This window comes from Arthrobacter sp. PvP103 (assembly GCF_017833075.1).
Lineage (GTDB): Bacteria > Actinomycetota > Actinomycetes > Actinomycetales > Micrococcaceae > Arthrobacter.
Window position 1 is genome coordinate 3,085,269 of record NZ_JAFIBQ010000001.1, and the last position, 24,142, is coordinate 3,109,410.

Consider the following 24,142-nt stretch of genomic DNA (forward strand, 5'->3'; position numbering starts at 1 on the left):
TGGCGGCGCCGCCGTCCGCGGGCGGGCGGGCCGCCCCTGACGGGTCAGTCAAGCTGTCGCAGATTGCGGACCGCAGGTCCCTCCAGCACGGTGCCGTCGCTGCTGAAGCGCGAGCCGTGCAGCGGGCAGTCCCACGACTTCTCGCTATCGTTCCAGCGCACGATGCCACCCAGATGCGTGCACACGGCGGACACAGTGCAGCGGGTGCCGTCCACGGTGGACACTGCCACGGGTTTCCGGCCGCGGCGGGACACGATTCCTGCCCCTTCCGGCGGCTGCTCCCGTGACTCGACGAGGCGCTTGAGCCCCACCTGGCCCCAGTCCTTGGCTGCCTTAGCCGCAACGGCCGCATTGAGGGAGACCGCGGAGGCGGCTCCGGGAGGAGACGTGACCCGGTGGTGGATGACGCCGGCCCAGGGGAGCCGGGTGCCGAGGATATCAGCCGTGATGTCCAGTGCCGCGGCCACGGAGTTGGTCATGCCCCACTTGTTATAGCCGGTGGCGAAATAGACGCGACCCCGCCCTCGCGGCAGTTTGCCGAAAAACGGCATCAGGTTGGTGGCCTGGTAGTCCTGTGCGGACCACGAATGGGTGAGGCTGGCGCCCGGAAACTGGGCCGATGTCCACGCGACCAGGGTGTCGAGGTAAGCCTGCGCTGACCTGGCATGGCCCACGGGGTGTCCGTTGCCTCCCACCAGGAGGAGCCGCCGGCCGTCGCCAGGATAATCGCGCAGGGACCGGACCGGCGTTTCAACGGAAAGGAAGATGCCGTCCGGCACGGCAGTTGTTCCGGGTAGTTCGAACGCCGCCGCGTAGGAACGGAGCGGCTTGAGTTTGGCAAAGTACAGACCCCGGTCCAGGACCGGTGTCCCGGTTGCCAGCACCACGTCCCGTGCGCGGACTGGCCCGTGGTCGGTCTGGATTTCCACGGGGTCCCGCCCGCCGCCCAGGCGCGGCCCACGGAGCCCGTTCAGCCGCACGCCTGAGACGATCTGCCCGCCGTGCGCGCGGACATCCTCCACCAGGGAATCGATGACTTCCATCGGGTGAATCTGGGCCTGCCCGGCGAGGCGGATGGCGCCGCTGACGGGAAAGGGCAGCCCAGGGTCGTTCACGTACTCCGCATCGAGCCCGGCGGCCCGGGCTGCGGCCAGCTCCCGTCGGAGGGTTTCGGTCCCGTCTGCGGAGGTGGCGTAGGTGTAGGCCTCGCGGTGCTGGAAAGGCACACCCCGGTTTGCCAGGTACCGGAGCAGCCAGGCCTGACCCTCGCGGTTCATCTCGACGTAGGCACCCACTACTTTCTCTGAATACTGCTGGCGCAGCGCTGAAAGCACAGTTCCCTGCAGAAGCGAGACCTTCGCGGTGGTGTTGCCGGTGGTCACGGCTCCCGGGCTCCGGGCTTCGACAACCAGCACCTTCTTGCCTGCGCGGGTCAGCAGGAGGGCGGCCACCAGTCCGGTCAGTCCGGCCCCTGCCACCACGGTGTCAAAGGTGCTGCGGGGGTGGAACTGGTCGCTGCGGAAGGCATGGTCGCGGTCCAACCAGAGCGAGGTCATGTTCCTGCCTGCCTTCCCCGGTCCCGCAAATGCCGTTTCCGGAACGTCATCGGCGGGACTCCGACGGACTTCATAAGTAGACTTATCATGTCATGAGCAGCGTGACCGGGGAACAGGAGCGGCACCATGAAAACAACCGAAGCCGCCAGTGTCCGATTTGGCTTTCGGAAGAACGTCCAGAAGTCGTCCCTCCTTGCCGGGACGGCACTTTTTATTGTGGGAGTGCTGGGTTTCATTCCGGGTGTCACTGAGAACTATGGCGCGCTGGCCTTTGCCGGGCACGACTCGGAAGCAATGCTCCTAGGCGTCTTCCAGGTGTCCGTGGTGCACAACCTCATCCACCTGCTGTCCGGACTCGCCGGCGTGCTGATGTCGCGGCGTCCGCTGCCGGCCCGGAACTTCCTGATCGGCGCCGGGGTGTCGTACATGGTTCTGTGGACCCTCGGGCAGTTCCTGGCACTGGACTCGCCCGTGAACATCCTCCCCGTGAACAGTGCCGACAACTGGCTGCACCTGATTATGGGCATGGCACTGATCGGGTTCGGCGTGGCGTTCTCCCGCGATGCCCCCGCAAGGTTGCGCGAATCCCGCGCTTAAGTTCTTGGCGCTTAGGGTCCTGCCGGGGCTAAGTGCCTACCGGACGTGGAACGCCCCGATAGTCAGCAGCTCGATAGCTTCGTTGCTGCAGGCGGTCCGGGGTTCGGCGAGGAACAGCGAAGCGGTCTCCTCCGGCGGATAGACCCGGTAGCCGGCAGCCTGCGTAGCGTTGCAGTCGGTGTAGTTCCCCGCCTGCGTGTAGCGCATGTCCGCGGCCCCCGCCTGTCCCGGGGCAAGGAGGACGTCCGCAACGGGCGAGGACCCGTCCTGCCTGGCGGGGGCACCGATAGGGGCGCCGTTGGCGTCCGCGGTGAGGGACACGCCCGGGAAGCCCCTCAGGAGGCACGGCTCGGTGCCGGAGTTGGTAAGGATCAGTTTGGAATAGATGCTGCCGGCGGCGCCGCCGCCGGTGGAATCGGAGGATACGGTCAGGTTGGCGGCTTTGCACAGCCCCTGCTGCGCGGACGCCGGAGTCGACGACGGCGGCGACGCCGCCGGAGTGCTGGGCGACTGGCTCGCGGCCGGGGCCGACGAGGAGGCGGGGGCGCTGGATGTGGAAGCAGCCCCGGAAGTTCCCTGGGGCTGCGGCTGGCTGGGCCCGCAGGCGGTGAGCAGGAAGGCGGCGGCCGCAACCGCCGTCGTGATGGCAAACCCGTTTTTGATTGGCTGAGACCTCATGGCTCAAACTTTATGCCTGCGGTTGCCTGAGTCAACGATGCCACGACCGCTGCCGCGGATTGATGCCCGGATTGTGATTTCCGGGCATCAATCCCGCGCGTTACTTCTTCGGTACCGAAGCGGCTCCAGGAACGGGGGCTTCTGCGGGCTTCCGGGTCCGGCTGCGCATCAGCGCGACTCCGCCGAGGGCGAGTCCGCCGACGCCGGCCACGAGGCCTGCCCAGCTCCGCGCCTGGGCGCCGTCGTCCATGGTGGAGTCCGAAACGGAGGAGGCCTGGGCAGTGTCCGTCCCTGTTTCGGTGGACGCCGCTGCATGGCTGCCGTGTCCGGCTGCCGCGGCCGCGGCGGTGATGGTGAGCGAAGGTGCCGGAGCTTTGAGCGAGTGCGGGTCCTGACCGTCCTTGGCGATCTCGGACCAGTCCGTCTGGCCCTGTTCGCAGTTCTGCAGGGTGGGGAAATGGAGGGTCGTGCCGGCGGCGTCGGGTAGCTTCACGGAGAGCACCAGGGCGTCGCGGAGCTCCGGGTTCAGAGGTGCCTTGGCGGCGTAAACGATCTGGCTGGTCCGTTTGGTGATGGTGGCACCGTCCGCCAGCTTTTTCGGTTCCGGCAGCTGCTCCACGACCTTTTCCACGGTCCAGTTCGGGTTCACCGTGGGCTGGGCGTCGTTGAGTTCCTCGGGCAGCGTGATGGTCACCTTGGTGGTGCCGGAGTCGTCGCAGCCGTGCGGGATGCCGAAGGTGAGCAGTGCGTAGGAGTTGGCGTCGGTGTTATCCGGCGTGACACCTACGTGCGCGGAGGCAGCCGTGACGCCGGCCAGCATGAGTGCTGCGGTGCCGCCGGCCACTGCCGTTGCGGAGAGGGTACGGCGGAAGGACAGGGGTGATGACTTTTTCAAAGGAGGGGCCTTTCAGGGGTGCACGACGCGCCAGGGCGGTGCACGAGAGTATCGAGGGGTGTCCGGCGCCGGGCGGGGACCGCCGGGAACGGCGGATCAGCAGGCGGGCGGGGCCGGAAGAGTGTCAGGAAAGTACGACGGCGGCGGGCGGGCCCCGCGGGCAGTCAGCCCTGAGGTTGCGCCAGGGGAGGGGAGCTGAACCCTCCGGCCAGCCGGCGGCGGCGGGCGCCGCGACGACGTCGGGCATGGCCGCCCGGGGGAGCCGGACGAGCGGCCGGAGCCACGCCGCGAGCGACCAGAGCGCAGCTTCGCCCTTGGCGAGCAGAAGTGCGCACGCAAGGGTGGCCAAGGCGTGTCCGCCCAGCATAAGGCCGGCAACCCAAGGTGACTCGTACTGGTGCAGGTGGGTGGCGGCGCTGCCTGCGGCGTCCAGCGGAAGGCCGGGGAACGGTACTGAGGCGGGGTGGTGCCCCGCCGGTTCTGCCGGTGCCGCTCCGGCCGGAGAGCTGAGGGCGCTGAAAGCCTCGTGGAGGACCAGCTGTCCGGTACCCAGGAGCGCAGCCATCGCGGGGAAATTCAGTTTGCACCGGGTGGCCGCAGTGGCCGCCATGCCGGTGAGGGCCAGGAACGCCGCCATGATGCCGGGCGCCGGCAGGTCACCGCCGCCAACCACGTGGGCTGCTGCTGCAAGCGTCACGATCATCGCTGCGACCATGGCCGCGCGGAGGGAATGGAAAGGAGTCCGGGCGTGGTGAGTGCGCACGGAGACCTCCCTTGGGATCGGTTCGTTGCCGGCTTCGTTCCGCGGCCCCGTCCGCAACGCTGGCGCGTGGAACAGGGTGACGGATCCCTGTAATTCTAGCCGGGAAATGGCGGCCGCCCGGCTAGTCCGTTTCCGGCCCCGAGCAGTAGTGGCAGTCATCCTCACAGAGGGTTGTGCCGGAGGCGGCCTGCTGCGAAGAGTCGGTGGTCGCCGTCACGAGCTGCTCCCGGCCAGCTCGTAGCCGTCACCCACATGGAACAGCCGCCTGCGGCCAAGGCTGGTCTTGATCCACACAACGTCACCGTCCGCAGTGCGGTCGTCCACCTGCCCGGTGTACTCGATCCGGCCGTTGCGGCTCAGCTGGACGCTGTCGCCCACTTGCACGTCGTCCCAGCCCGTAATGCTGATCACCGATTTGTTCTGCGAAGTCACGTGTAGTCCCCGTTGCCCGTTCCTGAAACCTGGTTGATTCCCGATGCCGGCAGCTGGTGGTCAGCGCCGACATGACTCATCTAAGCCGCCGGGGGGCGGCGCGTTCAATGGATGAAGTGCTGAGGCTGGGCCGAAGGAACTGTGCAGGCGCCCAGCAGTCCCTATGCCGCGTCCGGAGCCCGGCCTAGACTGCTGGCATCAGCAGCCACCAATCCGAGGAGACAACCATGGACTACGCAGGTACGGGCAATGAGAAAGCCGTTGCGGCGGGCGAGCTTAACCGGACTCACATCGGGCACACGGTCAGCTTCCAGCCGGACGAGTTCACGCTGGTGTTCGGCAGGATCGGTGCCGTCGCCCGCAAGGAGGGCGGAGTAACCATCGCACTGGACGGGGTTGACGGGGCCGGAGGGCTGCAATCGCACTACAGCCTGCCCCCCACGCAGAATGTGTACGTCCAGCCGGACATGCTGACCAACACTGAATCCACCATCAAGGATCTTTTTGGCAAGGTCCAGGAGAACCTGCGGGGCGGCGGGCACAAGGGCGACCAGCGGCCGGACGTGCCGTAAGGTTCGCTCCGTGGGCCAATGGTGCTCCGTAAGGGCAGCGGGGCGTTACGGAGGACCGTCTATGGCATCGGGGAAGGATGCGCGGAGTGCCGCAAGCAGCCTGTCGAAGACCTCGTCCGCGTGGCCGGTACCTTCAACGCTCAAGAGGATCCCGCGCTCTGAGTAGGCCGCGGCCACCGGCTCCGTCTCGCGGTAGTAGAGCTGGAGGCGGTGCAGGATGACCTCCTCGGTATCGTCGGCGCGTCCCATCACGGTGGCGCGGTGAAGCATGCGGCGGGAAAGTTCGGCGTCGTCAACCGTTAGTTGGAGTGCGACGTCCAGGGCATGACCGTCGGCGGCAAGCATGACGTCGAGTTCAGCCAGCTGCGAGGTGTTGCGCGGATAGCCGTCCAGGAGGAAACCGTCCCGGACGTCGGCCTGGGCAAGGCGGTCACGGACCATGTGGTTCGTGAGATCGTCGGGGACGAAGTTGCCCGCGTCCAGGTGGGCCTTGACGTCCCGACCCAGCGGCGTCAGGTCTTTCACGTGATTGCGGAAGACCTCGCCGGTGGACACTCCGCTGATGCCGAGGCGCTGCGACAACCGTTCGGCCTGAGTTCCTTTGCCGCACCCCGGAGGGCCCATAATCAGCATTCGCATCGTTGAGACCGCTCCCCGGGTGGCGTTGAAAGGTGTCCCCCTATGGTGTCCGTCCGGAGGCGGGAGCACAAGGGAGCGGGGCGCCGCGCTTCCGGTTGATCAGTCCGTCTTCTGACCCAGCTCCAAGAGATCAAGGTCGACGTTGCCGGTTCCAGGTTTCGGGGAGCCGCGGCGCTTCCGGAGCCGGGTGGCCCGGTATTCATCGCGGGACAGCGTGTAGGCGTAGTAGGTGAAGGCTCCCGTCAGGGCAGTTAGGAACAGTGCGCCCCAGAACGGGCCCTCTCCACGTCCGAGCGGATCCAGGAAGAGCACCACAGAGAAAGCGGTGCTCAGTCCGGCAAAGACGGCGAGAACCCCCATGCCCCACCATGTGCTGACCTGGGCGTGGCCACGGCCGGGCGTGAAGCCGATCTCATCACTGGGGTAGCTGTGCAACTCCCCGGTGCTGGTCTTGCGGAGTACCCGCTTCTCGCCGGCCGCCACCGCCGTCTTGTGTTCGGCGTATACGGCATCCTCGCGCCGCTCCCGCTCACGGTCGTAGACCATGGTTGGTCCTTTCTATGGCAACGTAGCCAGGTTCGCCCGGGAAGGGCACACTGCTGTGAGGAAAGTTCTCCCGGGTGATCTCCAGCTTTCCGGGGTGCTCCTCGAACCATCTTCGTGCCTGATCGTCGGTCACCGCGTACAAGGGCTTTGGCAGCCCCCTGGCCTTCCGGAGCTTGCCGGCCTGCCACTCCTCGCGCAGTGCCCTAATGCTAAGGAGCCAGCCGCCGGTGAACAGGGCCGCGCATACGATGGAACCAACGATGGTTATCAGGCCCCTGCCCATGTCTCCCGGGTCCGGGAAAGATGTAACTAGGGCAATGAGCCCGAAAAGTACCCCCAGCGGGGCCAGGAGCGCCGGGATCGTCATGAGCACGGTGACGATGCTAAGCCCTGTGAAGGTCCTGGCCCGGTAGTTGCCGCCTGAGGCGTTGCTGCCTCCGAGGCCCCACTCTTCCGGGGTGTACGCGTGGATGATGAGCTCATTGGTCCGCTGAAGACCGTACCCGTACCAGTACTTGGGCAAGGCGGGATGCTTTCTTGGTTCAGTGCCGGCCAAGGTCTGTTTTGTCCCTTCCAACGAGTTGCTGACTGCCCGTGATCCGTGGAGATCTCCCGGACACGTAGCCCTCACACTAACGAAAAATGAGGCTGACGACTGTCAGCGCCCGGACGGGTGGTGGGGGCCCGAATTGGGCTGGGCGTAGGGTGGAAGTTGGACGAAAGGAATACTTCATGAAGAAAATCCTCATGGTACTGACCAGCGTTTCCGAGATCGGCGATACGGGAGAGAAGACCGGCTACAACGTGGCCGAAGCTGCACATCCCTGGAAGGTCTTCAAGGATTCCGGGCACTTCGTCGACTTTGCGTCCATCAAGGGCGGCCAGCCCCCGCGCGACGAGGTGGACAAAGACGATCCCATCCAGGTCGCCTTCACGGAGGACGAGACCACGCGCGCAGGTCTCTACAACACTGCCCGCGTCGACGTCGTTGATCCCGACCAGTACGACGCCGTCTATCTCGTGGGCGGCCACGGCACCATGTGGGACTTCCCGGACAGCGAAGGCTTGCAGAAGCTCGTGGCCAGCGTCTACAACGCCGGCGGCTTGGTCGGCGCGGTCTGCCACGGACCGGCCGGCCTGCTGAACGTGGAACTGGCGAACGGGTTCCGCCTCGTCGAGGGCCGCAAGGTGGCCGCCTTCACCAACGACGAGGAGGTTGCCGCGGGAAAGGACAAGGTCATCCCGTTCTTCTTGGCAGACCGTCTTGAGGAACAGGGCGCCACCCACGTCTCCGCGGATGTCTTTGAGGAGAAGGTCGTGGTTGACGAGCGACTGGTGACCGGCCAGAACCCGGCCTCGGCCGCCGGCGTGGCCAAGGAAATGGAGAAGCTCTTCGCAGAGGTCATCCACCAGGAAAAAGCCGAGGAACAGCACGAGACGGAGGCTTTGCGCGCCGAGAAGGACGCCGAGAAGAACGCCAAGAAGGCTGCGGCAGAGGCAGAGCACTAACACCTGCAGCCCCTGACCTGAGAGAGGGCAAGTGCCTACGAGCTTCGCCGCCGCCCAGCCCGCGCATCCCCTCGATTACTGGCTCTCGCCTGAACTGGCCCGGATTAGCCCGCCGGCTGCGCCTTCCCGGTTGCGGCAATTAGCCGACGCCCAAGGAGCCCTGGCCGCGGCATGGAGCAGCGCGATCGGCGGCGGATCCGTCCTGATCCTGGGTGGCGGGTTCATCACCGTCATGTCCGGGAACCCTGTGTGGGTCATGTTTCTCGGTTTGACGGGTGCTGCCCTGACGGTGCTGGGCCGGTTTTCCTGGAAGCGGGTACGTGCTTCACTGCCTGATACAAACAGACTCCTCATCACGCGGGGCCCTGGCTCGGCCCGCGGCGGCGTGGTGATGGTGTCCTTGCTGGCCGCCGTCCTGGGCGGGATCCTGGCCGCGGCATTGCCTGCCGGCGCCGCCAGGGGCACCGCTACGATCGTCGCCGTGGTCGGCGCTTATGTGCTCACCGTGGCTCTTCTGGCGGTCTGCATCCTTGTCCCTTCGGTGGTCATGGGCCGGGCGCGGGAGTCCTTCCGACGACGGGTCCAGTCGGACCCAACTCTCCGTACGGCTGTGGAAGACGATCTGGCCACCTGGCGCGACCCTTACGGCACCGCGGGTTACGGCCCCCTGTAGAAGTAAATGACCGTCCTGCTGCGTATGGGGACTGCAGCGGAGTTAGCTGACGCGGCGATAGCGGATGTGGGTTGCCAGCGGTGAGTGAAGCACCTCGGCGGGTTCGAAGCCGAAGGATTCAACGCCGTCGAAGATGCGCTCACCCGAACCGAGTAGGACCGGCGCGATATCGAGGGTGAGCTCATCGATCACGCCGGCGAACAGTGCCTGCCGGACGGTCGAGGCCCCACCGGCGATGTCCACGCCGTGGTCCCCGGCGGCTCGGCAGGCTGCGGAGTAGGCCGCGTCGAAGCCCTCGGTAACGAAGTGGAAGGTCGTCCCGCCGTCCATTTGGATCGGGTCATGTGCATGATGGGTCAGCACGAACACCGGCGCGTGGTACGGCGGTTCGGCCCCCCACCACCCGGTCCATTCCTCATCCCAGTCCCCGCGGATCGGGCCGAACATGTTCCGACCCATCACGTACGCGCCCCGCGGGCGCATGAGCCACTCGCTCGCCACCTTGTCGGCATCGTTGGCTCGCGGGTCGCCGATGTGCCAGCGGTGCAGCTCCAGCCCCCGCTTGCCCAGCGGGTCCTCGCGGCTCTGGTCCGGCCCGGCGACGAAGCCGTCCAGCGAGATCGACATGTGGCAGGTGGTGTCCGGCACAGCGAACCTCCTGAGTGAATGCGACCTGCATGCGGTCGCGTGTGGGTTCTGGGGATCGTAGCACGTGCCGGCGTCAGTGGCCTGGTGGGCTGTGGCTATGACTTGCGTTCGCTGCCTCAGCGGGTAGGCTCGCGGCACGTCACGAGGTTGGGATGTGTCTGTCTCAGGACAACCAGCCCGGTCCCGCAGCGAAGGAGAAGTCAATGAGCAGCCGACCCGCGGTACCGGGGCTTATTGCTGGAGTGTTCTTCCTGCTTTGGGCGGCAATCTTTCTGACGTGGGCGCCGGTGGACACTCTGCGCCTGGTCACTGGCATCATCTTCGTGCCGATCGGCTTGGCTCTGATCCTGAAGTACTTCATCTACCGCCGACCCTCAAAACGCGAGCGCTCCATATCCATAGCCTCGGCCGATGACCACTAGGACCCGAGCGCTCCGCAACTTGGCCGGCTACGCTGCCGGTTTCGTGCCGTCCGTGCTGATCGGCGTCATCGCAATGCTGGCCGTCGCCCTGGTCTTTCGCGGGCACGATGCTCAGCTCAACTCGGGTAGCGTCTCGTAGATGAACGGTGACAGAAAGCCCACGTCAGAGCCGAATAGCCGGTCCCACAAGTCAGGGACACGCGAACGCGGAGGCCCTTAGTTGGGCCTGTAAGCTCTGGTTCGTGATTGCTCAGATCGTAGGAGAAGGCCAACCGCTCGTCGTCATCCACGGATTCGGCGTCGATCATCGGATCATGCTGCCGTTGGAGGACGCGCTTGATGAGTCCGGATGGCAGCGCATCTACATCGACCTGCCGTGGGCCGCGGGGAATGCTGACGTCGATGTCAGCAGCGCGGAGCAGGTCGCGCAGGGGGCTCTGGACGACATCCACGAGTATCTTGGAGACCGGTCCTTCGCGGTGATCGGCAACTCGTTCGGAGGCATGATTGCCCGGTACGTCGCGCATGAGCTTCGAGATCGAGTCCTTGGGCTGGCTACTCTTGCGGGCGTATTCGAGCCGACCCATGAGGCGCGTATTCTTCCCCGCCGGCAGGTTGTCCGGGAGGACCCCTCCGTCTTGGCTTTGGCCGGACAGGTGAGGAATGACTACGAGGAGCTGACCGTCGTTCAGAGCGAGGCGACGCTGGAGGCATTCACACGGTACGCACTTCCCGGTCTTCGCTCAGCGAACCAAACGATCCTGGATCGGGTGGCAGCGGAGTACGCGCTCTCTGTAGAACCGGAGATCGCGCACCCTGCTCCCTTCGAGGCTCCCTCATTGCACCTTTTCGGGCGCCAGGACCATGTCACTGGTTACGAAGACGGCTGGAAACTCCGCGACCACTACGTCCGGGGCACGTACGCGGTGCTCGACGCGGCTGGCCATAACGCTCATCTCGAACGTCCGGACCTTACTGCCGCGCTGGTGAAAGATTGGCTCGCACGGACCAGCGCGTCTGCCATGTGAGTGGACCGTTCTACGACACTCCAACAGGCTAGATGCGGTCAGGGTCGCGTTGTCGCGTAGAGCAGCATGTCGCGCCGGGTGTCACCAATCTCCTGGTGGCTGCGGAGCAGGCCCTCCCGCTGGAAACCGGACGCCTCGGCAACGCGACGTGAGTTGCTGTTCCACGGCTCGATGTACAGCTCAATCCGGTGCAGAGCCGGGATGGTCCAAGCGAACGCCGTCAGTGCCTTCAACGCGCTGCTGGCGATCCCGCGGCCACGGTGCTCGGGGGCAACCGAGTAGCCGATCGTTGCGCGGCCGGCGGATATGTTCTGAAGCCACAGGCCGATGGCACCAACGGCGTTGTCGGACTCGGCATCGGCTATTGCGAAGGACAGCCCTTTTCCTTCGGCTAACCGTCCGCGCTGTCGGTGGATCCACTCCATAGCCTGCTGTGGCGTGGGTAGGGCGGGAAGGCTGCCGATGAGAGGGATGTAAGGATCGTCCCCCAGCTCCAAGGCGAGATGTACGTCGTCGTCGGTGAACTCGCGCAAGATGACCGAACCGTAGGTCGGGGGCGTAGTCGGCCAGGACGGTAGGTGCTCAGTCATACACTGATTATCTCCATGGGCATCGTCCAGGGCCGCCTAGGAGACACTCGATGCCGGACAGGCTGGGTTTGTCACCGCCGGCCCGTTTTGGGTGGAGGACCGGCGGCCGGGCATTTATCCGTAGCTTCCTTAGACTCGAAGCATGGTCAGCGTTGTCAGTGATGCGTATTCGAGCAGGGCGGCGGAATACGTCGAACGCTTCGCTTCAATGGGTGCTGTCCACCCTTCGGATCGTCAGCTGGTGGCGACTTGGGCGGATGGTATCGAGGGTGCGGTGCTCGACGCTGGCTGCGGTCCGGGCCACTGGACGAACTTTCTCACTGAAGCCGGGCTTCCTGCCCTCGGAGTGGATCTGGTTCCCGAGTTCATTGAGCACGCCCGCGTTGCCTATCCTGGCATTCCGTTCCGGACAGGCAGTCTCGATGCTCTCGATCTCAGCACCGGGACAGTTGGTGGGGTGCTCGCGTGGTACTCACTGATCCACCATGAGCCAGAGACTATCCGCACTCCTCTCCTGGAGTTCAGGCGAGTACTCAGCCCTGGTGGTGCCCTGCTGATCGGCTTCTTCGATGGTCACGTCATCGAGAAGTTTGATCATGCGGTCGCTCCGGCATACGAATGGCCGGTAAGTGATCTCTGCGACGAGTTGATAGCCGTGGGCTTCGATGTGGTCGAGACACACGGGAGGACAATCATGGGGCAGCGATCTCACGGGGCGATTCTCGCGGTTTGCTGAGGTGCTCGGTAAGGGATCCCTCAGAACGCCCGCTCCCTCGGTGTTCGCTCGGAATTGGTGAGCGAGATAGACGCCGGTCCGGCATGATGGAGCCATGCTCGTGGAGAAGATTCAGCGCTGGGGTGATGCAACCTTTGGCGCCCCAGCATCTGCCGACGCTATCCAGGCGTGCGAAGCCCAACTCGGGCACAGACTCCCTGATTACCTTCGGCAACTCCTTGCTGAGACGAATGGCATCGAGGGTGAATACGGACTTGGCCTGCTTTGGAGCACGCAGCGGATCGCCAGCGATAACGCCTACTTCCGGAACGACGCTGACGTCAGCGACTCCTTCATGCCGTTCACCGGACTCGTCTTTTTTGCTGACGCCGGCAACGGTGACCAGTTTGCCGTTACTCTCAGCGGAAACCACGACGTCTACGCCTGGAACCACGAGGACGATAGCCGGGCATTGGTTGCGCCGACTGTCATGCGCTATCTCGAGGAATGGATGACCGGGAGACTCAAAATCTGATTGGCCCGATCGCGATCGTGCTGGAACCTATTATCCAGGCATGGAAGACGGGAAGATTGCAGACGTCGAACGCCTTCGAGCCCTCTACGTAGTGCATGTCGGCCCGTGCGATGTCGAGGGCGATGACCTCAATCGGGTCGAGATCGGTTGCAGTCATGCGCCTATCCTTTCGCAAGGCCAGGGACTCGGCCGCCTTGGTGAGCGAGTTGGTCGCCGACTTCCCGTTGCTCGCTAGGCGTAGGCCTTCGGGAGAATTTTGTTACTGCTGCGTTACCGCTGGCCTGTCCTAGAGAAAGCAAAAGGCCCTGCTTCCCTTTGTTTACAAGGGAACCAGGGCCTTTCTCATTCGCGGTGACGGTGGGATTTGAACCCACGTTGGCTTTGACACCAAACAACATTTCGAGTGTTGCACCTTCGGCCGCTCGGACACGTCACCAACCTGAATAGGTTACCGGAGCATGGCTCGCTTCCCCAAAACGAGGGCGCGCCGGAGGCGGAAGTCTTCCCCGCGCCCGGTACGGGGACTAGATTCGTAAGCAAGATGATCAATTCCCAGCAGCAATCTGAACACCGTCCCCAAGCCCGGGCCTATTGGACTGTCGGCCACGAAAAAGGCGAGCTCCGCACGGAAGAGCTGCCCGCGCCGGGCCCGGGTGAGGCGCTGGTCCGCGCCCTGTATTCGGGAATCAGCAAAGGCACCGAAACCGTGGTCCACTGCGGCAAAGTACCGCCACGGGTTGCCGAACAAATGCGGGCGCCCCTGCAGGAGGGGTCCTTCCCGTCGCCGGTGAAGTTCGGCTACCTCTCCGTGGGAATCGTGGAGGACGGCCCGGAGGGCTGGGTGGGCCGTACCGTGTTCTGCCTGCACCCGCACCAGGACCGCTACATTGTTCCGGTCGAGTCCCTGACCGTGGTCCCGGAGAACGTCCCGGCCCGGCGGGCGGTTCTCACCGGAACCGTCGAAACGGCCGTCAACGCCCTGTGGGAAGCCGGCCCACGGCTCGGTGACCGCGTCGCCGTCGTCGGCGCGGGCCTGGTGGGCGGCATGGTGGCCACCCTCCTTCGCACCTTCCCGCTGCAACGGCTCCAGCTGGTGGATGTCGATCCGGCGAAGCGGGCGTTCGCCGATGCCCTCGGCGTCGAATTCACCAACCCCAACGACGCACTGGCCGACTGCGACATCGTTATCCACTGTTCAGCTTCCCAGGAAGGGCTCGAACGCAGCCTCCAGCTGGTGGGCGACGAAGGGGACGTCATTGAAATGTCCTGGTACGCCGACCGCAAGGTCACCATCCCGCTGGGGGAGGACTTCCACGCCCGCCGGCTCTCCATCCGCGCAAGCCAGGTGGGAGTGGTGGCACGCGCCCGCCGCCACCGCCGGACCAACGCCGACCGGCTGGCGCTCGCCGTGTCCCTGCTCAGCGATCCCGTCTACGACACGTTCCTCACCGGCGCATCGCCGTTTGCGGAACTTCCCGCCGTCGTGCACGAGCTGGCCGAGGGCCGCCTGGACGCCCTCTGCCACGTCATCGAATACCCTTCCGAACACCCCGCCGAAGACAAGAGGTAGCCCTTGTTCAGCCTGACCGTCCGCCGCCACTTCATGATTGCGCACAGCCTTCCCCGGGAAGCCTTCGGGCCGGCCCAAGGCCTTCACGGGGCCACCTTCGTGGCGGAAGTGACCTTCCGCCGTCGAGCCTTGAACGACGACGCCATCGTCCTGGACATCGGCGCCGCCGGCGGGCTCATTGAAGAAGTGCTGGCGGGCCTGAACTACAAGAACCTGGACGAGCACCCCGATTTTGCCGGGAAGCTGAGCACCACCGAGGCCCTGGCGCAGTACATCGCCGAGGCTGTCGCAGCCAAGGTCAGGGGCAGTTTAGACGGGCGGGAACTTGCCGGACTGGCTGTCACCCTTCGTGAGAACCCGGACGCCTGGGCGTCGTTCTCACTCGACTTCGACGCCGCGTAGCGCAGACCCGTGGCTGCGTCCGGCGCGGGCAGGCCGGCGGTCCGGCTGATCGTTCCGGGCAATGTGCTGCACAACTCAGGGGGCAACGCCTACAACGCCGAACTGGCCCGCGGGCTCACGGACCTCGGGGTGGACGTGCGCATCTGCCGCATTGAGGGCAACTGGCCGGTGGGCAGCGAGGAAGAACGACGGCGGCTGGCAGTGTTGCTGCTCGACGGCGGGGACGACGGCGGTTCCACGGGCAGTGCGACGGCCGTGCCGCCGGTGACCATCGTGGACGGGCTGGTGGCGCTGGGTGCGCCTCGTGCACTGGAAGAGGCCGCGGCCGCGGGGCGGCCCGCCTGGATCCTGGTACACATGCAGCTGGCTGAGTACCCGGACCTCGAAGGGCGGGCCCTGGCTGCCGCGGCCGGTGCCATCTGCGCCAGTTCGACGGCGGCCTCCGAGCTCCGGGCCCGGCACTCTCCACTACGGCACGATTCGGCCGGGGTCAGCCAGACGCCGATCCATGTGGCGCTGCCCGGCACCTCTGCCGCACCAGCGGCCGCCGGATCCAACCCGCCGCACTTCCTGGCCGTGGCAGCCCTCCTGCCTAACAAGGACCAGCTCCTGCTGCTCAATGCGCTCGCGGGAATCAGGGACCTGCCCTGGACCGCGTCACTGGTCGGCTCCGATGCTGCAGACCCGGCCTATGCCGAAGCCGTCAGGAGCGCAATCACCGGACTGGGACTGGGGGACCGGGTCTCAGTCGAGGGCGAGCTCAGGGGGCAGGCCCTCGACGCGGAATGGGCCCGCGCGGATCTCAGCCTGCTGATTTCGCAGGCCGAAACCTACGGGATGGTGGTCACTGAGTCACTCGCCCGCGGCATCCCGGTGGTGGTGCGGGACGGCACGGGCGCCGTCGAGGCGCTCGCGGCCGGGTCGCCGGGTACGGCAGAAGCTGCCGACGGCGGCGGGGCACCCGCGCTGCCGGGCGCCGCCGTCGTGCTCGGCACCGACCCTGCCCCGCTGGAAAGGGCACTGCGCCGCTGGCTCAGCACGCCGGAGCTGCGCTTGCGCTGGCGCGAAGCGGCATTGGCTGCGCGGAACCGGCTGCCGGGCTGGGACGTCACGGCCGGAACCGTGCTGGACTTCATTGCAGCGGCTGGCTGACTTGCCGATGACCGGCGAAGAACTCCCGGAGCAGGTCGGCGCACTCCTGCTCGCGGACTCCGGCGTAGACCTCCACCCAGTGGTTGAGGCGGCGTTCGCGAAGAATGTCGAACACCGAACCGGCCGCCCCTGCCTTCTCGTCCCATGCTCCGAACACCACACGGGGAATCCGGGCCAGGACAACGGCGCCTGCGCACATGGCGCAGGGCTCCAACGTCACCACCAGGGTGCACTCCGCCAACCGCCAGCCATCGCCCTGCGGCAGCAACTGCAGCCGGGCGGCCGCTTCACGGATCGCCACCATCTCGGCGTGGGCGGTGGGATCACCGTGCGCCTCCCGTTCGTTCCTGCCAGTACCCAAGATGTCGCCGTCGGGACCGATGACGATGGCGCCGATGGGCACGTCCCCGGTCCCCAGGGCACGCCGTGCCTCGGCAAGGGCAAGGCCCATCCATTCGGCATGGCGGGGCTCCGGGGAAGTCATGGCTCAATGATAGTTTCGAAGATACGGAAGGCGCAGGCGACGGATGAGCCCGGGAGACGACGTGAAGACCTTGACTGACCGCATTACCGACCGGTGGGGGCGGTGGGTGGTGCCTTACGCCGCCCTCTGGATCACCATGCTGATTGGCGGCGTAATCGTTGTGACGCTGGCGTTCCTCGGCGCCGAAGTCTACGACAACGTGGTGGACGAAGCCGGCCTCGCCAACCTCGACAAGCCCGCGCTGGCTCTGTCCGAAGACCTCCGGACCCCCTGGCTCAATTCCGCCGTTACCGCCTTCACCAACATTGGCGGCGGGATCGGCATGCCGATCGTCGGCAGCATCCTGACGGCCTGGCTGACCTGGGCGGGACGCACCTGGCGGCCCCTCATCCTGGTGGGCGGCGGAGCTGCTGCCTCGGTGACTGCAACCACCTTCGGCAAAAAGCTCTTTGGCCGCACGCGTCCCGACCATGCGGACGCTGTTCCGCCCTTCGAGGATTCGCCGTCGTTCCCCAGCGGGCACACGCTCAACACCACCGTCGTCATCGGGCTGGTGGTCTATCTGGCCTGCCTGCAGATCCAGCGGACCGTGGCCCGGGTGTCCATGATCACGGCGGGTTCGCTCTTCATCATCGCCATGGGCCTGAGCAGGGTCTTCCTCGGCCACCACTGGCTGACTGACGTCATCGCCGGGTGGCTCCTTGGCCTTGCCTGGGTGGGAATCGTGATCCTGGCCCACAGGCTGTTCCACGTGATGCGGCACCGCGAGCATGCCGGTCCTGCCCCGACCTTCGACCACCCGGTGCTCCGGGAGGAACTTGCGGCCCACCATGCCGCACACCGCGCCGAGGACCACCCGGAGGGCACGGACAGCCCCGGGCAGGCCCGCGGCTCGCGGGGCGGGGACACCACCTCCGGGTGATAGTTTTGACCCATGCGCACACTCGTCGTGGACCACCCGCTGGTCGCTCACAAGCTCACCGTTCTGCGGGACAAGAACACCCCTTCCCCGGTCTTCCGGCAGCTCACCGAGGAGCTCGTCACGCTCCTCGCCTATGAGGCCACGCGGGACGTCCGCACCGAACCCGTCACCATCGAAACGCCGGTCAGCACCACCATCGGCACTGCGTTCACCAAGCCCACGCCGCTGGTGGTTCCCATCCTCCGCGCCGGACTGGGCATGCTCGAAGGAATGACCAAGCTTGTACCCACGGCCGAGGTCGGCTTCCTGGGAATGGCCCGCGACGAGGAAACCCTGGACATCATTACCTATGCGGAGCGCCTGCCTGAGAACCTGACAGACCGGCAGATCTTCGTCCTGGATCCCATGCTTGCCACCGGCGGCACCCTGCGCGAAGCCATCAAGTTCCTGTTCAAGCGCGGTGCCTCGGACGTGACATGCATCTGCCTCCTCGCTGCCCCCGAGGGCCTGGCCAAGCTGGAGGAAGAACTCTCGGACGCCAACGTGACCATTGTCCTGGCCTCCATTGACGAGAAGCTCAACGAGAAGTCCTACATCGTTCCCGGACTCGGCGACGCCGGGGACCGCCTCTACGGCATCGCAGGCTAGCTGCCGGGCTGAATCTTCAAGCCGTGGCTGCGGGCCGGGGACTGCGTTCCGGAACGCAGTTCCCGGCCCGCACCCGCGTTCTCGGGAAGCGGTTGCCCTCTTCCGGATTCCGGTGGCCGCGGCTAGCCTGTGGCCCATGGACTGGAAACTCGAACTGGTGTTTGTCCCTGTGTCCGACGTGGACCGTGCCAAGGATTTTTACGTCAACAAAGTCGGCTTCAACGCGGACTACGATGAACGTCCCATGGAGGGCCTCCGTTTCGTCCAGCTGACCCCGCCGGGCTCCGGCTGTTCGATCGCCATCGGCGAGGGCCTCAACGACGCTCCGCCGGGCACCGCTCCCGGCCTGCAACTTGTGGTCAGCGACATCCAGGCCGCGCACAAGCAGCTGAAGGACAACGGTGTTGACGTCAGCGACGTCGACGTCCAGGCCTGGGGCCACTTCGTCCACTTCGCCGACCCCGACGGCAACAAATGGGCCGTCCAGTACATCCCCCACCGTCCGAACGGCTAGGTCACAGAATCCCGCCGCTGCCTCTGGTGGGGCAGGATGGAAGCATGAGCTTTCACCCCGACGCCCCCGCAGCGGTCACCGCGGCTTCGTCCGCTGCCATCGTCACCGCCCGTGCCGTCCTGTTCGACATGGACGGCACCCTCGTTGATTCCACGGCCGTCGTGGAGCAGGTGTGGGGTGAATTCGCCGTGCGTTACGGCCTGGACATCGCCGAGATCCTCCGCACCTCCCATGGCGTCCAGGCAGGGGACACAGTGCGGCGGTTTGCGCCCGCCGGCGCCGACGTTGCCGCCCTGACCGCGGAACTGGGCGCCATGGAGCGGGTCCGGACAGAGGGCATTGTGGCGTTGCCCGGGGCGGCCGACCTGCTGCGCAGCCTCCCGGCGGATGCCGTGGCGCTAGTGACTTCAGCCGACCGGATCCTGGCCGATATCCGAATGGGCGCCGCGAAGCTTGCCATGCCGGCCACAGCCGTCACGGCAGATCTCGTCACCCGGGGCAAGCCGCATCCGGAAGGTTACCTCCGCGCCGCAGAACTGCTCGGCGTGGAGCCGGCCGATGCCCTGGTCTTTGAGGATGCCCCGGCAGGCATTGCGGCCGGTGTTGCCGCCGGGATCCGGACCGTGGCCATCGGGCCCAACACCGGCCCGCTGCCGGACGGCGTCCTGCACATTGCCGACTACTCCGCGGTATCCGTCACCACGGACGTGGACGACGCCGGCGTCCGGACGATTTCCTTCCGGTTCTGACGCCCAACCCGGTGCCCTGTCCAGTAGTGTCATGGGGGGCGGCTGACTCTATCTTGGGGGGGATAGGATGACCGGAATTCCGATTGACGGCGCCAGGGGCACCGTCGAGCTCCGGAACGGCGTCTTGCATGTGCGTTGGATTCCTGGCCTGGCCATTTGCGAGGAAGCCGCCGTGGCCGTGATGTCCGCCGTCAATGAACTGAGCTGCGGACGTCCGTTTCCGATGCTGGTGGACATGGCTGCGACTGAGTCCATGAGCCGCGGCGCCCGGCGCGTCTTTGCCCGTCCCAGCACCGTGGCCAGGGTGGCGCTCCTCGGGGCTTCTCCGGTGGACAGGGCATTGGCCAACTTCTTCCTCAGCGTTCATTCTCCTGCTGCTCCGACGCGGTATTTCACCTGCCCGGAGGAAGCCATGCGGTGGCTCCGGCTGCCGTAGCCGTCATCGAGGCGGTGGCACCACGGCGCGAGTTGGGCCCGCAGTTCCGGAACCGGAATGCGGCCGGTCGCCAAGTCGCGGCTGAGGCGGCCCATGCCGCGAAGATCGGCGAGGGCAGTCTGGAAGAGGTCCACACCGGCGTCGCCACCGTCCCTCCAGTCCACCGGGACCTCGTGCACGCGGAGTCCGCATCTTTCGGCCAGGACCAGCAGTTCGGTGTCAAAGAACCATGCGGTGTCGGCCGTGTGCGGCAGGATGTGCCGGGCAACATCTGCACGGATAGCCTTGAAGCCGCACTGCGCATCGCTGAAACGCGCACCCATCAGCGTATGCAGCAGAAAGTTGTAGCCGCGGGAGATGAACCCCCGCCACGGTCCGCGGACAACACAAGAAGATCGTGCCAGCCGCGACCCGATCGCCAGGTCCGAGTGTCCGGAAAGAAGCGGGGCGACCAGGGGAGCGAGCGCAGCGAGGTCGGTGGAAAGACTCACGTCCATGTAGGCCAGGACGGGGGACGGCGAGGCCAGCCACACGGTGCGGAGCGCGTTGCCGCGTCCTTTGGAGGTTAGCCGGACCACCGTGACCTCGCGTAGTTCCCGGGCCACTCGCTCGGCGGCCTTGAGCGTGCCGTCGGTGCTGGAATTATCCGCCACCGTAATCCGGAACGGGTAGGGAAACGTGCCGGCCAGATACCAGTGGAGTTGGCGAAGGGACTGCTCCAGGCCCTGTTCCTCGTTGTAGACCGGGATGACTACATCCAGGACGGGCGCAGCGGTTCCTGTCACGCCCGTCATCCGCGTATCTATGGGGGCCCGGCGGACGTGACCCGGCCGGAGGAACGTCGGATCGGGAGGACCCGGCCTGGGGTCGACGGCGGCCTGCGGTTGCGGGTGCAGCGGGGTTCCCGTGGCCAGGTCTGTGAGCGTCATGGTTCAACTATGGCGCCGCCGCATATGAAGAATTTAGGCCGAAGCTGTGCAGCTGCTGTGGGCCTTGCCGGGTGCGGATAAGGGCAAGGGAACCGGCGACAGTGCGCCCGCCGTCTTTGGTGGGAGCACCGCCGCCGCGGTTGGGTGCGTTATGGCGCGAGTACTTCGCAGACGTCTATGACCCTGCCCGGTCCAGAGTATCTCCGGAGTTCCGTCTGGAAGTCCCCGGCAACGGCGAAGTTGAAGTTGCCCGATACGAGGACGACGCCGGAAACGTCAGGTCCGGTCTTGTCAGTATCGGCGAATGAAAGGAGGTTCCTGCCGGTCGACTTGAATTCGACGCTGGTGGGATCTTCGGCATTTGGCACAAATTGGATGTGTGAGGCGCCCGTGATGACGTAACTTACGGTCTTACCGTTTGCAGTTAGGGTCACGTTGAGGTTCGGGGCTATTGAAATGACTCTGTCACCCGGGATGACGATGTCCTTTACGCGGCCAGTTACGGTGGCCTCGATGTCGAAGCCACCGGCGGCTTGGCCGCAGTGGAAGACGTAATTGGTCTGAAGCGGTGGCTGCGGCGGGCCCGAAGGGGCGGCGGCGGCCGGAGCGGCGGCCGCGAAGATTGAGGCCAGAACGGCCGTCGGAACTAACCATTTTTTCATTCTTGTGCTCCCTGCATCTTGATGACGGCGCTGGGGCCGGCAGCCGCTGGGAAGACAATTGAAAGCGGCGGCGACCAACAGTCACTCGTCGACCTTGTGAAAACCTTGTGGACCCGAAACGGGGCGCGAAGGTCCCCGGGGGTCCAGGAGGAAGCAAGAACGCCAAGACGGCCGGAGGCCCCGAATCCAAGCATGGATTCGGGGCCTCCGGCGTTGCGAACCAAGGTGGCTACAGGTGCCGGTCTAGTACCAGTTGTTGGCGTAGTGGAAGTCCAGGGCGCCGCAGGGGGAGCCGTACCGTTCCTTCACGTAGTTCAAGCCCCAGTTGATCTGGGTGCGGAAGTTGGTCAGGTAGTCGGACCCGGCGCTGGCCATCTTTTCGGCCGGCAGCGACTGGACAATGCCGTACGCGCCGCTGCTGGCGTTCGTGGCAGTGGTCTTCCAATCCGATTCCTTGGTCCACAGCGTGGTGAGGCACTGCATCTGGTCAGCCGCCCAGCCGTACGTTCCAAGCTGGGAGGCTGCATACGCCTGGGCAGCTGCGGGATCGTCCACGGCTACGGGCGGCGCCGGGGCAGGAGCCGGTTGGGGAGCCGCGGCAGGTGCAGGAGCGGGGGCGGCTGCAGGCGCTTCCGGTGCCGTCTCCTCCGACGGCTTCTCACCGGACGACTGCGCGTTCACGCTGACGGAGGACGGCGCGGGCATGGCGGAAACGAGGATTTTTTCGAACGCGAGCTTCGATTCGGCGTCGGCAGTAGTTGCGGCGCTCCCTGCGCCCGTTGCCGATGTTGCAGGGCCGACGGGTTCGGAAGCCTGGCCGGCGGCGCCGACACCAATCAGCACGGCGCAAGCGGTGGTTACTACTGCGGCCCGGCGGCCGGAGCCCTGCAGGCTGGCAGCGAACCGGGACAGCGGGGACACCTTGGCGGCTGGTTCGGCGCGGTGGCGTGAGCGTTGCGCAGGCGCTGCGGACTTGCGGGAAGCGGGCTCAGGACGTACTTCTGGCGTGGATTTAGTCATGGTTGCCTCTCGATGCCGGCGGAGTTAGCTGTCGGGTTCGGATGAGGTCATCCGGCCGCACGGAACTTCACGTGTCGGCTTCACCCCAAGGGCGGCTATGCAGAATGCCCGGAGACCTGGGTCCCCCGCCTCTGCCTGATCATGAGGAAATCCGGGTAGCGGCAGAGTTTGGCGTCCATCCGGATATGCGGCCGGAACGGTGGCCGCACTCTAAAAACCGTACAGGAGTCCGGCGCTTAAGTCACATTTCGGTAACGAGGGTCACGACGGCGGCGCGTTGGCTTGCGCGTTCGCCGAAGCCGGAAGCGGGTTTGCGGTGCCGCTAGGCTTCCGGTAATTCCCCCGGGAGCCGCAGGGCAAACTCGGTGCGTCCCGGGCGTGAATTGACCTCCACGGTTCCGCCGTGCGCCTCCACGATCGACTGCACGATCGACAGGCCCAGGCCACTCGTGCCCTCGGCAGCCGCAGCGCGCGTGCCGCCGGAACCAGAAGCAGAACCTCCCGGACTGGTTCGCGCCGCATCCGCCCGGGCAAAGCGGGCGAAAACCCGGTCCACAAACTCCGGCGGGATCCCGGCACCGTTGTCCGTTACGGTCACCACGGCGCTGCCGTCGGCTGACCGCATCACTCCAGTGACCACGGTAGTGCCCGGTTCCGTGTGCTTGCGGGCATTGGAGAGCAGGTTGGCGATCACCTGGTGCAGCTGCCTGGCATCCCCGCGGACCACCACGGGCTCTTCCGGAAGCTCCAGCTGCCAGATGCGGTCCGGTGCCATGACCTTCTCGTCGCTGACGGTTTCCACCGCAAGCTGCGTCAGGTCCACATCGCTGATCTTTAGCGGCTGGCCTTCGTCCAACCGGGCCAACAGCAGGAGGTCCTCCACCAGGGTGGTCATCCGTTCAGACTGGCTCTGCACCCTGGCCAGCGACTTCTGGCCGTCCGGGGTGAAGTCCTCGGTCATGCGCATGAGTTCCGTGTAGCCGCGAATGGCGGTGAGCGGCGTGCGCAGCTCGTGCGATGCGTCGGCCACGAACTGGCGCACCCTGGTTTCGCTCTGCTGGCGGGCTTCCAGCGCTTTGGAGACGTTATCCAGCATGAGGTTGAGGGCATGCCCCACACTGCCCACTTCGGTTCCGGGGTGCGCGTTCGACGGCGGCACGCGGACTGCGAGGGCCACCTCGCCGGCGTCGAGCGGCAGTTTCGAAACCTGCGTGGCGACTTCGGACAGTTGCTCGAGGGGTTTCATGGTGCGACGGATCAGCACCGTTCCGGCAAGGCCGATCAGGATCAGGCCGCCCATCGACACGATCACCATCGTCCATACCAAAGAGTTGAGCGTGTTCTGTTTTTCGTTCAGGGGGAGTCCGGTGACAATCACGTCCCCGTATGGCGCCTGGACTGCCACCAGACGGTAGGAGCCGGTGGACAGTGCCCGATCGACGGGCGTTCCGTCGGGCTGGAGTGCCAAAAGAATCTGGTTATCCTCGGGGGAGAGGGACGCCACGGTGGCGTCTTTGGCGAGGAACCCGGCGCTGCTGACATTCCCGTTATCTATGCGCGCGATGAGCGTTCCGACGCCCTGGCCCGGGCCTTCGAACCCGTCCTGCCTGCCGGACGGGTTGCTGGGCCGTGGCCGTCCTGCCTCGTTCGACAGCCGTGAGGCCTGCCCCAGCCGTTCATCGAGCTGCCTGGTCAGGAAGGAATCCATGGAGGCATAGCTGAACAGGCCGATCGCGCCGCAGATGGCCACAAGGAGTGCCATGGCCACCAGTACCAGCCGGGTGCGCAGGTGCCAGGTCGACGGATCAAGCCAGCGGCGGCGGTCTTTGCGGGTTACGCCGGAGAGTGTGGGCACC

General features: G+C 65.9%; 33 protein-coding genes, 1 tRNA gene and 1 riboswitch. Of the genes, 17 read left to right on the forward strand and 17 right to left on the reverse strand.

Going from position 1 to position 24,142, the window contains the following annotated elements; translation table 11 throughout:
- Positions 1-44: 44 nt before the first annotated feature.
- Positions 45-1,556, reverse strand: coding sequence for an FAD-dependent oxidoreductase (locus JOE41_RS14260; RefSeq protein ID WP_209752726.1), 1,512 nt, complete (start codon positions 1,554-1,556; stop codon positions 45-47).
- Between the two features lie 126 nt (positions 1,557-1,682).
- Between JOE41_RS14260 and JOE41_RS14265 the strand changes: the two genes are divergently transcribed.
- Positions 1,683-2,153 (forward strand): DUF4383 domain-containing protein, encoded by a 471-nt coding sequence (locus JOE41_RS14265; RefSeq protein WP_209752727.1) that lies wholly within the window; start codon positions 1,683-1,685, stop codon positions 2,151-2,153.
- Positions 2,154-2,189: 36 nt separating this feature from the next.
- On the opposite strand, the gene JOE41_RS14270 is transcribed toward JOE41_RS14265, so the two are convergent.
- The 4 genes from JOE41_RS14270 to JOE41_RS14285 all read right to left on the reverse strand — a co-directional run bounded on the left by JOE41_RS14270 (position 2,190) and on the right by JOE41_RS14285 (position 4,921).
- On the reverse strand, positions 2,190-2,831 hold the full coding sequence (locus tag JOE41_RS14270; protein ID WP_011690493.1) for a DUF4232 domain-containing protein: 642 nt from the start codon (positions 2,829-2,831) through the stop codon (positions 2,190-2,192).
- A 100-nt stretch (positions 2,832-2,931) separates the two neighbouring features.
- A complete protein-coding gene (locus JOE41_RS14275) occupies positions 2,932-3,726 on the reverse strand; it encodes a YcnI family protein (protein ID WP_209752728.1) in 795 nt (264 codons plus the stop codon).
- Between the two features lie 124 nt (positions 3,727-3,850).
- Positions 3,851-4,489, reverse strand: coding sequence for a hypothetical protein (locus tag JOE41_RS14280; RefSeq protein ID WP_209752729.1), 639 nt, complete (start codon positions 4,487-4,489; stop codon positions 3,851-3,853).
- Positions 4,490-4,702: 213 nt separating this feature from the next.
- The gene (locus tag JOE41_RS14285) at positions 4,703-4,921 is read right to left on the reverse strand and encodes a hypothetical protein (RefSeq protein ID WP_209752730.1); all 219 of its coding nucleotides are present in this window, start codon (positions 4,919-4,921) and stop codon (positions 4,703-4,705) included.
- Between the two features lie 227 nt (positions 4,922-5,148).
- On the opposite strand from JOE41_RS14285, the gene JOE41_RS14290 reads away from it, so the two are divergent.
- On the forward strand, positions 5,149-5,493 hold the full coding sequence (locus JOE41_RS14290) for a hypothetical protein (protein ID WP_011690497.1): 345 nt from the start codon (positions 5,149-5,151) through the stop codon (positions 5,491-5,493).
- 45 nt (positions 5,494-5,538) lie between these two features.
- Here JOE41_RS14290 and JOE41_RS14295 read toward each other — a convergent pair whose 3' ends face one another.
- The 3 genes from JOE41_RS14295 to JOE41_RS14305 all read right to left on the reverse strand — a co-directional run bounded on the left by JOE41_RS14295 (position 5,539) and on the right by JOE41_RS14305 (position 7,201).
- Positions 5,539-6,132 (reverse strand): adenylate kinase, encoded by a 594-nt coding sequence (locus JOE41_RS14295; RefSeq protein WP_209752731.1) that lies wholly within the window; start codon positions 6,130-6,132, stop codon positions 5,539-5,541.
- A gap of 99 nt (positions 6,133-6,231) precedes the next feature.
- Positions 6,232-6,678 (reverse strand): hypothetical protein, encoded by a 447-nt coding sequence (locus tag JOE41_RS14300; protein WP_011690499.1) that lies wholly within the window; start codon positions 6,676-6,678, stop codon positions 6,232-6,234.
- On the reverse strand, positions 6,662-7,201 hold the full coding sequence (locus tag JOE41_RS14305) for a hypothetical protein (protein WP_209752732.1): 540 nt from the start codon (positions 7,199-7,201) through the stop codon (positions 6,662-6,664). The genes JOE41_RS14300 and JOE41_RS14305 overlap by 17 nt, the downstream gene beginning before the upstream one ends.
- A gap of 209 nt (positions 7,202-7,410) precedes the next feature.
- Here JOE41_RS14305 and JOE41_RS14310 point away from each other — a divergent pair, with 209 nt between their 5' ends.
- Together JOE41_RS14310 and JOE41_RS14315 are read left to right on the forward strand one after the other, a co-directional pair.
- Positions 7,411-8,187 (forward strand): type 1 glutamine amidotransferase domain-containing protein, encoded by a 777-nt coding sequence (locus JOE41_RS14310; RefSeq protein ID WP_209752733.1) that lies wholly within the window; start codon positions 7,411-7,413, stop codon positions 8,185-8,187.
- Positions 8,188-8,218: 31 nt separating this feature from the next.
- Positions 8,219-8,860: a hypothetical protein gene (locus tag JOE41_RS14315; RefSeq protein WP_209752734.1), complete on the forward strand. Its 642-nt coding sequence runs from the start codon at positions 8,219-8,221 to the stop codon at positions 8,858-8,860.
- Positions 8,861-8,902: 42 nt separating this feature from the next.
- Here the strand turns inward: JOE41_RS14315 and JOE41_RS14320 are convergent, their stop codons facing one another.
- Positions 8,903-9,487, reverse strand: coding sequence for a dihydrofolate reductase family protein (locus tag JOE41_RS14320; protein ID WP_209752735.1), 585 nt, complete (start codon positions 9,485-9,487; stop codon positions 8,903-8,905).
- Between the two features lie 224 nt (positions 9,488-9,711).
- Between JOE41_RS14320 and JOE41_RS14325 the strand changes: the two genes are divergently transcribed.
- From JOE41_RS14325 to JOE41_RS14335, 3 genes are all read left to right on the forward strand, one after another.
- Positions 9,712-9,930 carry a hypothetical protein gene (locus JOE41_RS14325; RefSeq protein ID WP_209752736.1) on the forward strand — a complete coding sequence of 73 codons (219 nt, stop codon included), beginning with the start codon at positions 9,712-9,714 and terminating at the stop codon, positions 9,928-9,930.
- The gene (locus JOE41_RS14330) at positions 9,920-10,069 is read left to right on the forward strand and encodes a hypothetical protein (RefSeq protein WP_209752737.1); all 150 of its coding nucleotides are present in this window, start codon (positions 9,920-9,922) and stop codon (positions 10,067-10,069) included. The genes JOE41_RS14325 and JOE41_RS14330 overlap by 11 nt, the downstream gene beginning before the upstream one ends.
- 103 nt (positions 10,070-10,172) lie before the next feature.
- Positions 10,173-10,958 (forward strand): alpha/beta fold hydrolase, encoded by a 786-nt coding sequence (locus JOE41_RS14335; RefSeq protein ID WP_307800706.1) that lies wholly within the window; start codon positions 10,173-10,175, stop codon positions 10,956-10,958.
- A gap of 38 nt (positions 10,959-10,996) precedes the next feature.
- Here the strand turns inward: JOE41_RS14335 and JOE41_RS14340 are convergent, their stop codons facing one another.
- Positions 10,997-11,548: a GNAT family N-acetyltransferase gene (locus tag JOE41_RS14340; RefSeq protein WP_209752739.1), complete on the reverse strand. Its 552-nt coding sequence runs from the start codon at positions 11,546-11,548 to the stop codon at positions 10,997-10,999.
- A gap of 142 nt (positions 11,549-11,690) precedes the next feature.
- On the opposite strand from JOE41_RS14340, the gene JOE41_RS14345 reads away from it, so the two are divergent.
- A complete protein-coding gene (locus tag JOE41_RS14345; RefSeq protein WP_209752740.1) occupies positions 11,691-12,284 on the forward strand; it encodes a class I SAM-dependent methyltransferase in 594 nt (197 codons plus the stop codon).
- Positions 12,285-12,378: 94 nt separating this feature from the next.
- Positions 12,379-12,798: an SMI1/KNR4 family protein gene (locus tag JOE41_RS14350; RefSeq protein WP_043429352.1), complete on the forward strand. Its 420-nt coding sequence runs from the start codon at positions 12,379-12,381 to the stop codon at positions 12,796-12,798.
- On the opposite strand, the gene JOE41_RS14355 is transcribed toward JOE41_RS14350, so the two are convergent.
- Together JOE41_RS14355 and JOE41_RS14360 are read right to left on the reverse strand one after the other, a co-directional pair.
- Positions 12,788-12,955 (reverse strand): hypothetical protein, encoded by a 168-nt coding sequence (locus JOE41_RS14355; protein ID WP_156810606.1) that lies wholly within the window; start codon positions 12,953-12,955, stop codon positions 12,788-12,790. The genes JOE41_RS14350 and JOE41_RS14355 overlap by 11 nt on opposite strands.
- Before the next feature lie 192 nt (positions 12,956-13,147).
- Positions 13,148-13,234: transfer RNA gene (locus tag JOE41_RS14360), tRNA-Ser, on the reverse strand.
- 105 nt (positions 13,235-13,339) lie between these two features.
- Between JOE41_RS14360 and JOE41_RS14365 the strand changes: the two genes are divergently transcribed.
- The 3 genes from JOE41_RS14365 to JOE41_RS14375 are packed head-to-tail and all read left to right on the forward strand — an operon-like array spanning position 13,340 to position 15,922.
- Positions 13,340-14,368, forward strand: coding sequence for a dehydrogenase (locus JOE41_RS14365; RefSeq protein ID WP_209752741.1), 1,029 nt, complete (start codon positions 13,340-13,342; stop codon positions 14,366-14,368).
- Positions 14,369-14,371: 3 nt separating this feature from the next.
- A complete protein-coding gene (locus JOE41_RS14370) occupies positions 14,372-14,770 on the forward strand; it encodes a 6-carboxytetrahydropterin synthase (RefSeq protein ID WP_011690510.1) in 399 nt (132 codons plus the stop codon).
- Positions 14,771-14,779: 9 nt separating this feature from the next.
- The gene (locus tag JOE41_RS14375; RefSeq protein ID WP_209752742.1) at positions 14,780-15,922 is read left to right on the forward strand and encodes a glycosyltransferase family 4 protein; all 1,143 of its coding nucleotides are present in this window, start codon (positions 14,780-14,782) and stop codon (positions 15,920-15,922) included.
- Here JOE41_RS14375 and tadA read toward each other — a convergent pair.
- Positions 15,903-16,406 (reverse strand): tRNA adenosine(34) deaminase TadA, encoded by a 504-nt coding sequence (tadA, locus tag JOE41_RS14380; RefSeq protein ID WP_209752743.1) that lies wholly within the window; start codon positions 16,404-16,406, stop codon positions 15,903-15,905. The genes JOE41_RS14375 and tadA overlap by 20 nt on opposite strands.
- Positions 16,407-16,449: 43 nt before the next feature.
- Between tadA and JOE41_RS14385 the strand changes: the two genes are divergently transcribed.
- The 5 genes from JOE41_RS14385 (at position 16,450) to JOE41_RS14405 (ending at position 19,675) form a co-directional block, all read left to right on the forward strand.
- Positions 16,450-17,328: a phosphatase PAP2 family protein gene (locus JOE41_RS14385; protein WP_245200720.1), complete on the forward strand. Its 879-nt coding sequence runs from the start codon at positions 16,450-16,452 to the stop codon at positions 17,326-17,328.
- Between the two features lie 12 nt (positions 17,329-17,340).
- Positions 17,341-17,976 (forward strand): uracil phosphoribosyltransferase, encoded by a 636-nt coding sequence (upp, locus tag JOE41_RS14390; protein ID WP_011690514.1) that lies wholly within the window; start codon positions 17,341-17,343, stop codon positions 17,974-17,976.
- Between the two features lie 136 nt (positions 17,977-18,112).
- On the forward strand, positions 18,113-18,490 hold the full coding sequence (locus tag JOE41_RS14395) for a glyoxalase superfamily protein (protein WP_011690515.1): 378 nt from the start codon (positions 18,113-18,115) through the stop codon (positions 18,488-18,490).
- Between the two features lie 44 nt (positions 18,491-18,534).
- Positions 18,535-19,239 carry an HAD-IA family hydrolase gene (locus tag JOE41_RS14400; protein ID WP_011690516.1) on the forward strand — a complete coding sequence of 235 codons (705 nt, stop codon included), beginning with the start codon at positions 18,535-18,537 and terminating at the stop codon, positions 19,237-19,239.
- A 67-nt stretch (positions 19,240-19,306) separates the two neighbouring features.
- Positions 19,307-19,675 carry an STAS/SEC14 domain-containing protein gene (locus tag JOE41_RS14405; protein WP_209752744.1) on the forward strand — a complete coding sequence of 123 codons (369 nt, stop codon included), beginning with the start codon at positions 19,307-19,309 and terminating at the stop codon, positions 19,673-19,675.
- Here the strand turns inward: JOE41_RS14405 and JOE41_RS14410 are convergent.
- The 4 genes from JOE41_RS14410 to JOE41_RS14425 all read right to left on the reverse strand — a co-directional run bounded on the left by JOE41_RS14410 (position 19,603) and on the right by JOE41_RS14425 (position 24,141).
- Entirely contained in the window at positions 19,603-20,604 is a 1,002-nt protein-coding gene (locus tag JOE41_RS14410; RefSeq protein WP_209752745.1) for a dolichyl-phosphate beta-glucosyltransferase, read from the reverse strand. The genes JOE41_RS14405 and JOE41_RS14410 overlap by 73 nt on opposite strands.
- A 149-nt stretch (positions 20,605-20,753) precedes the next feature.
- Positions 20,754-21,266: a hypothetical protein gene (locus JOE41_RS14415; RefSeq protein ID WP_209752746.1), complete on the reverse strand. Its 513-nt coding sequence runs from the start codon at positions 21,264-21,266 to the stop codon at positions 20,754-20,756.
- A gap of 243 nt (positions 21,267-21,509) precedes the next feature.
- On the reverse strand, positions 21,510-22,286 hold the full coding sequence (locus JOE41_RS14420) for a hypothetical protein (protein WP_209752747.1): 777 nt from the start codon (positions 22,284-22,286) through the stop codon (positions 21,510-21,512).
- A riboswitch (cyclic di-AMP (ydaO/yuaA leader) is annotated at positions 22,286-22,470 on the reverse strand. It overlaps the preceding gene by 1 nt.
- A gap of 138 nt (positions 22,471-22,608) precedes the next feature.
- On the reverse strand, positions 22,609-24,141 hold the full coding sequence (locus tag JOE41_RS14425; RefSeq protein WP_209752748.1) for a HAMP domain-containing sensor histidine kinase: 1,533 nt from the start codon (positions 24,139-24,141) through the stop codon (positions 22,609-22,611).
- Position 24,142 lies beyond the last annotated feature (1 nt).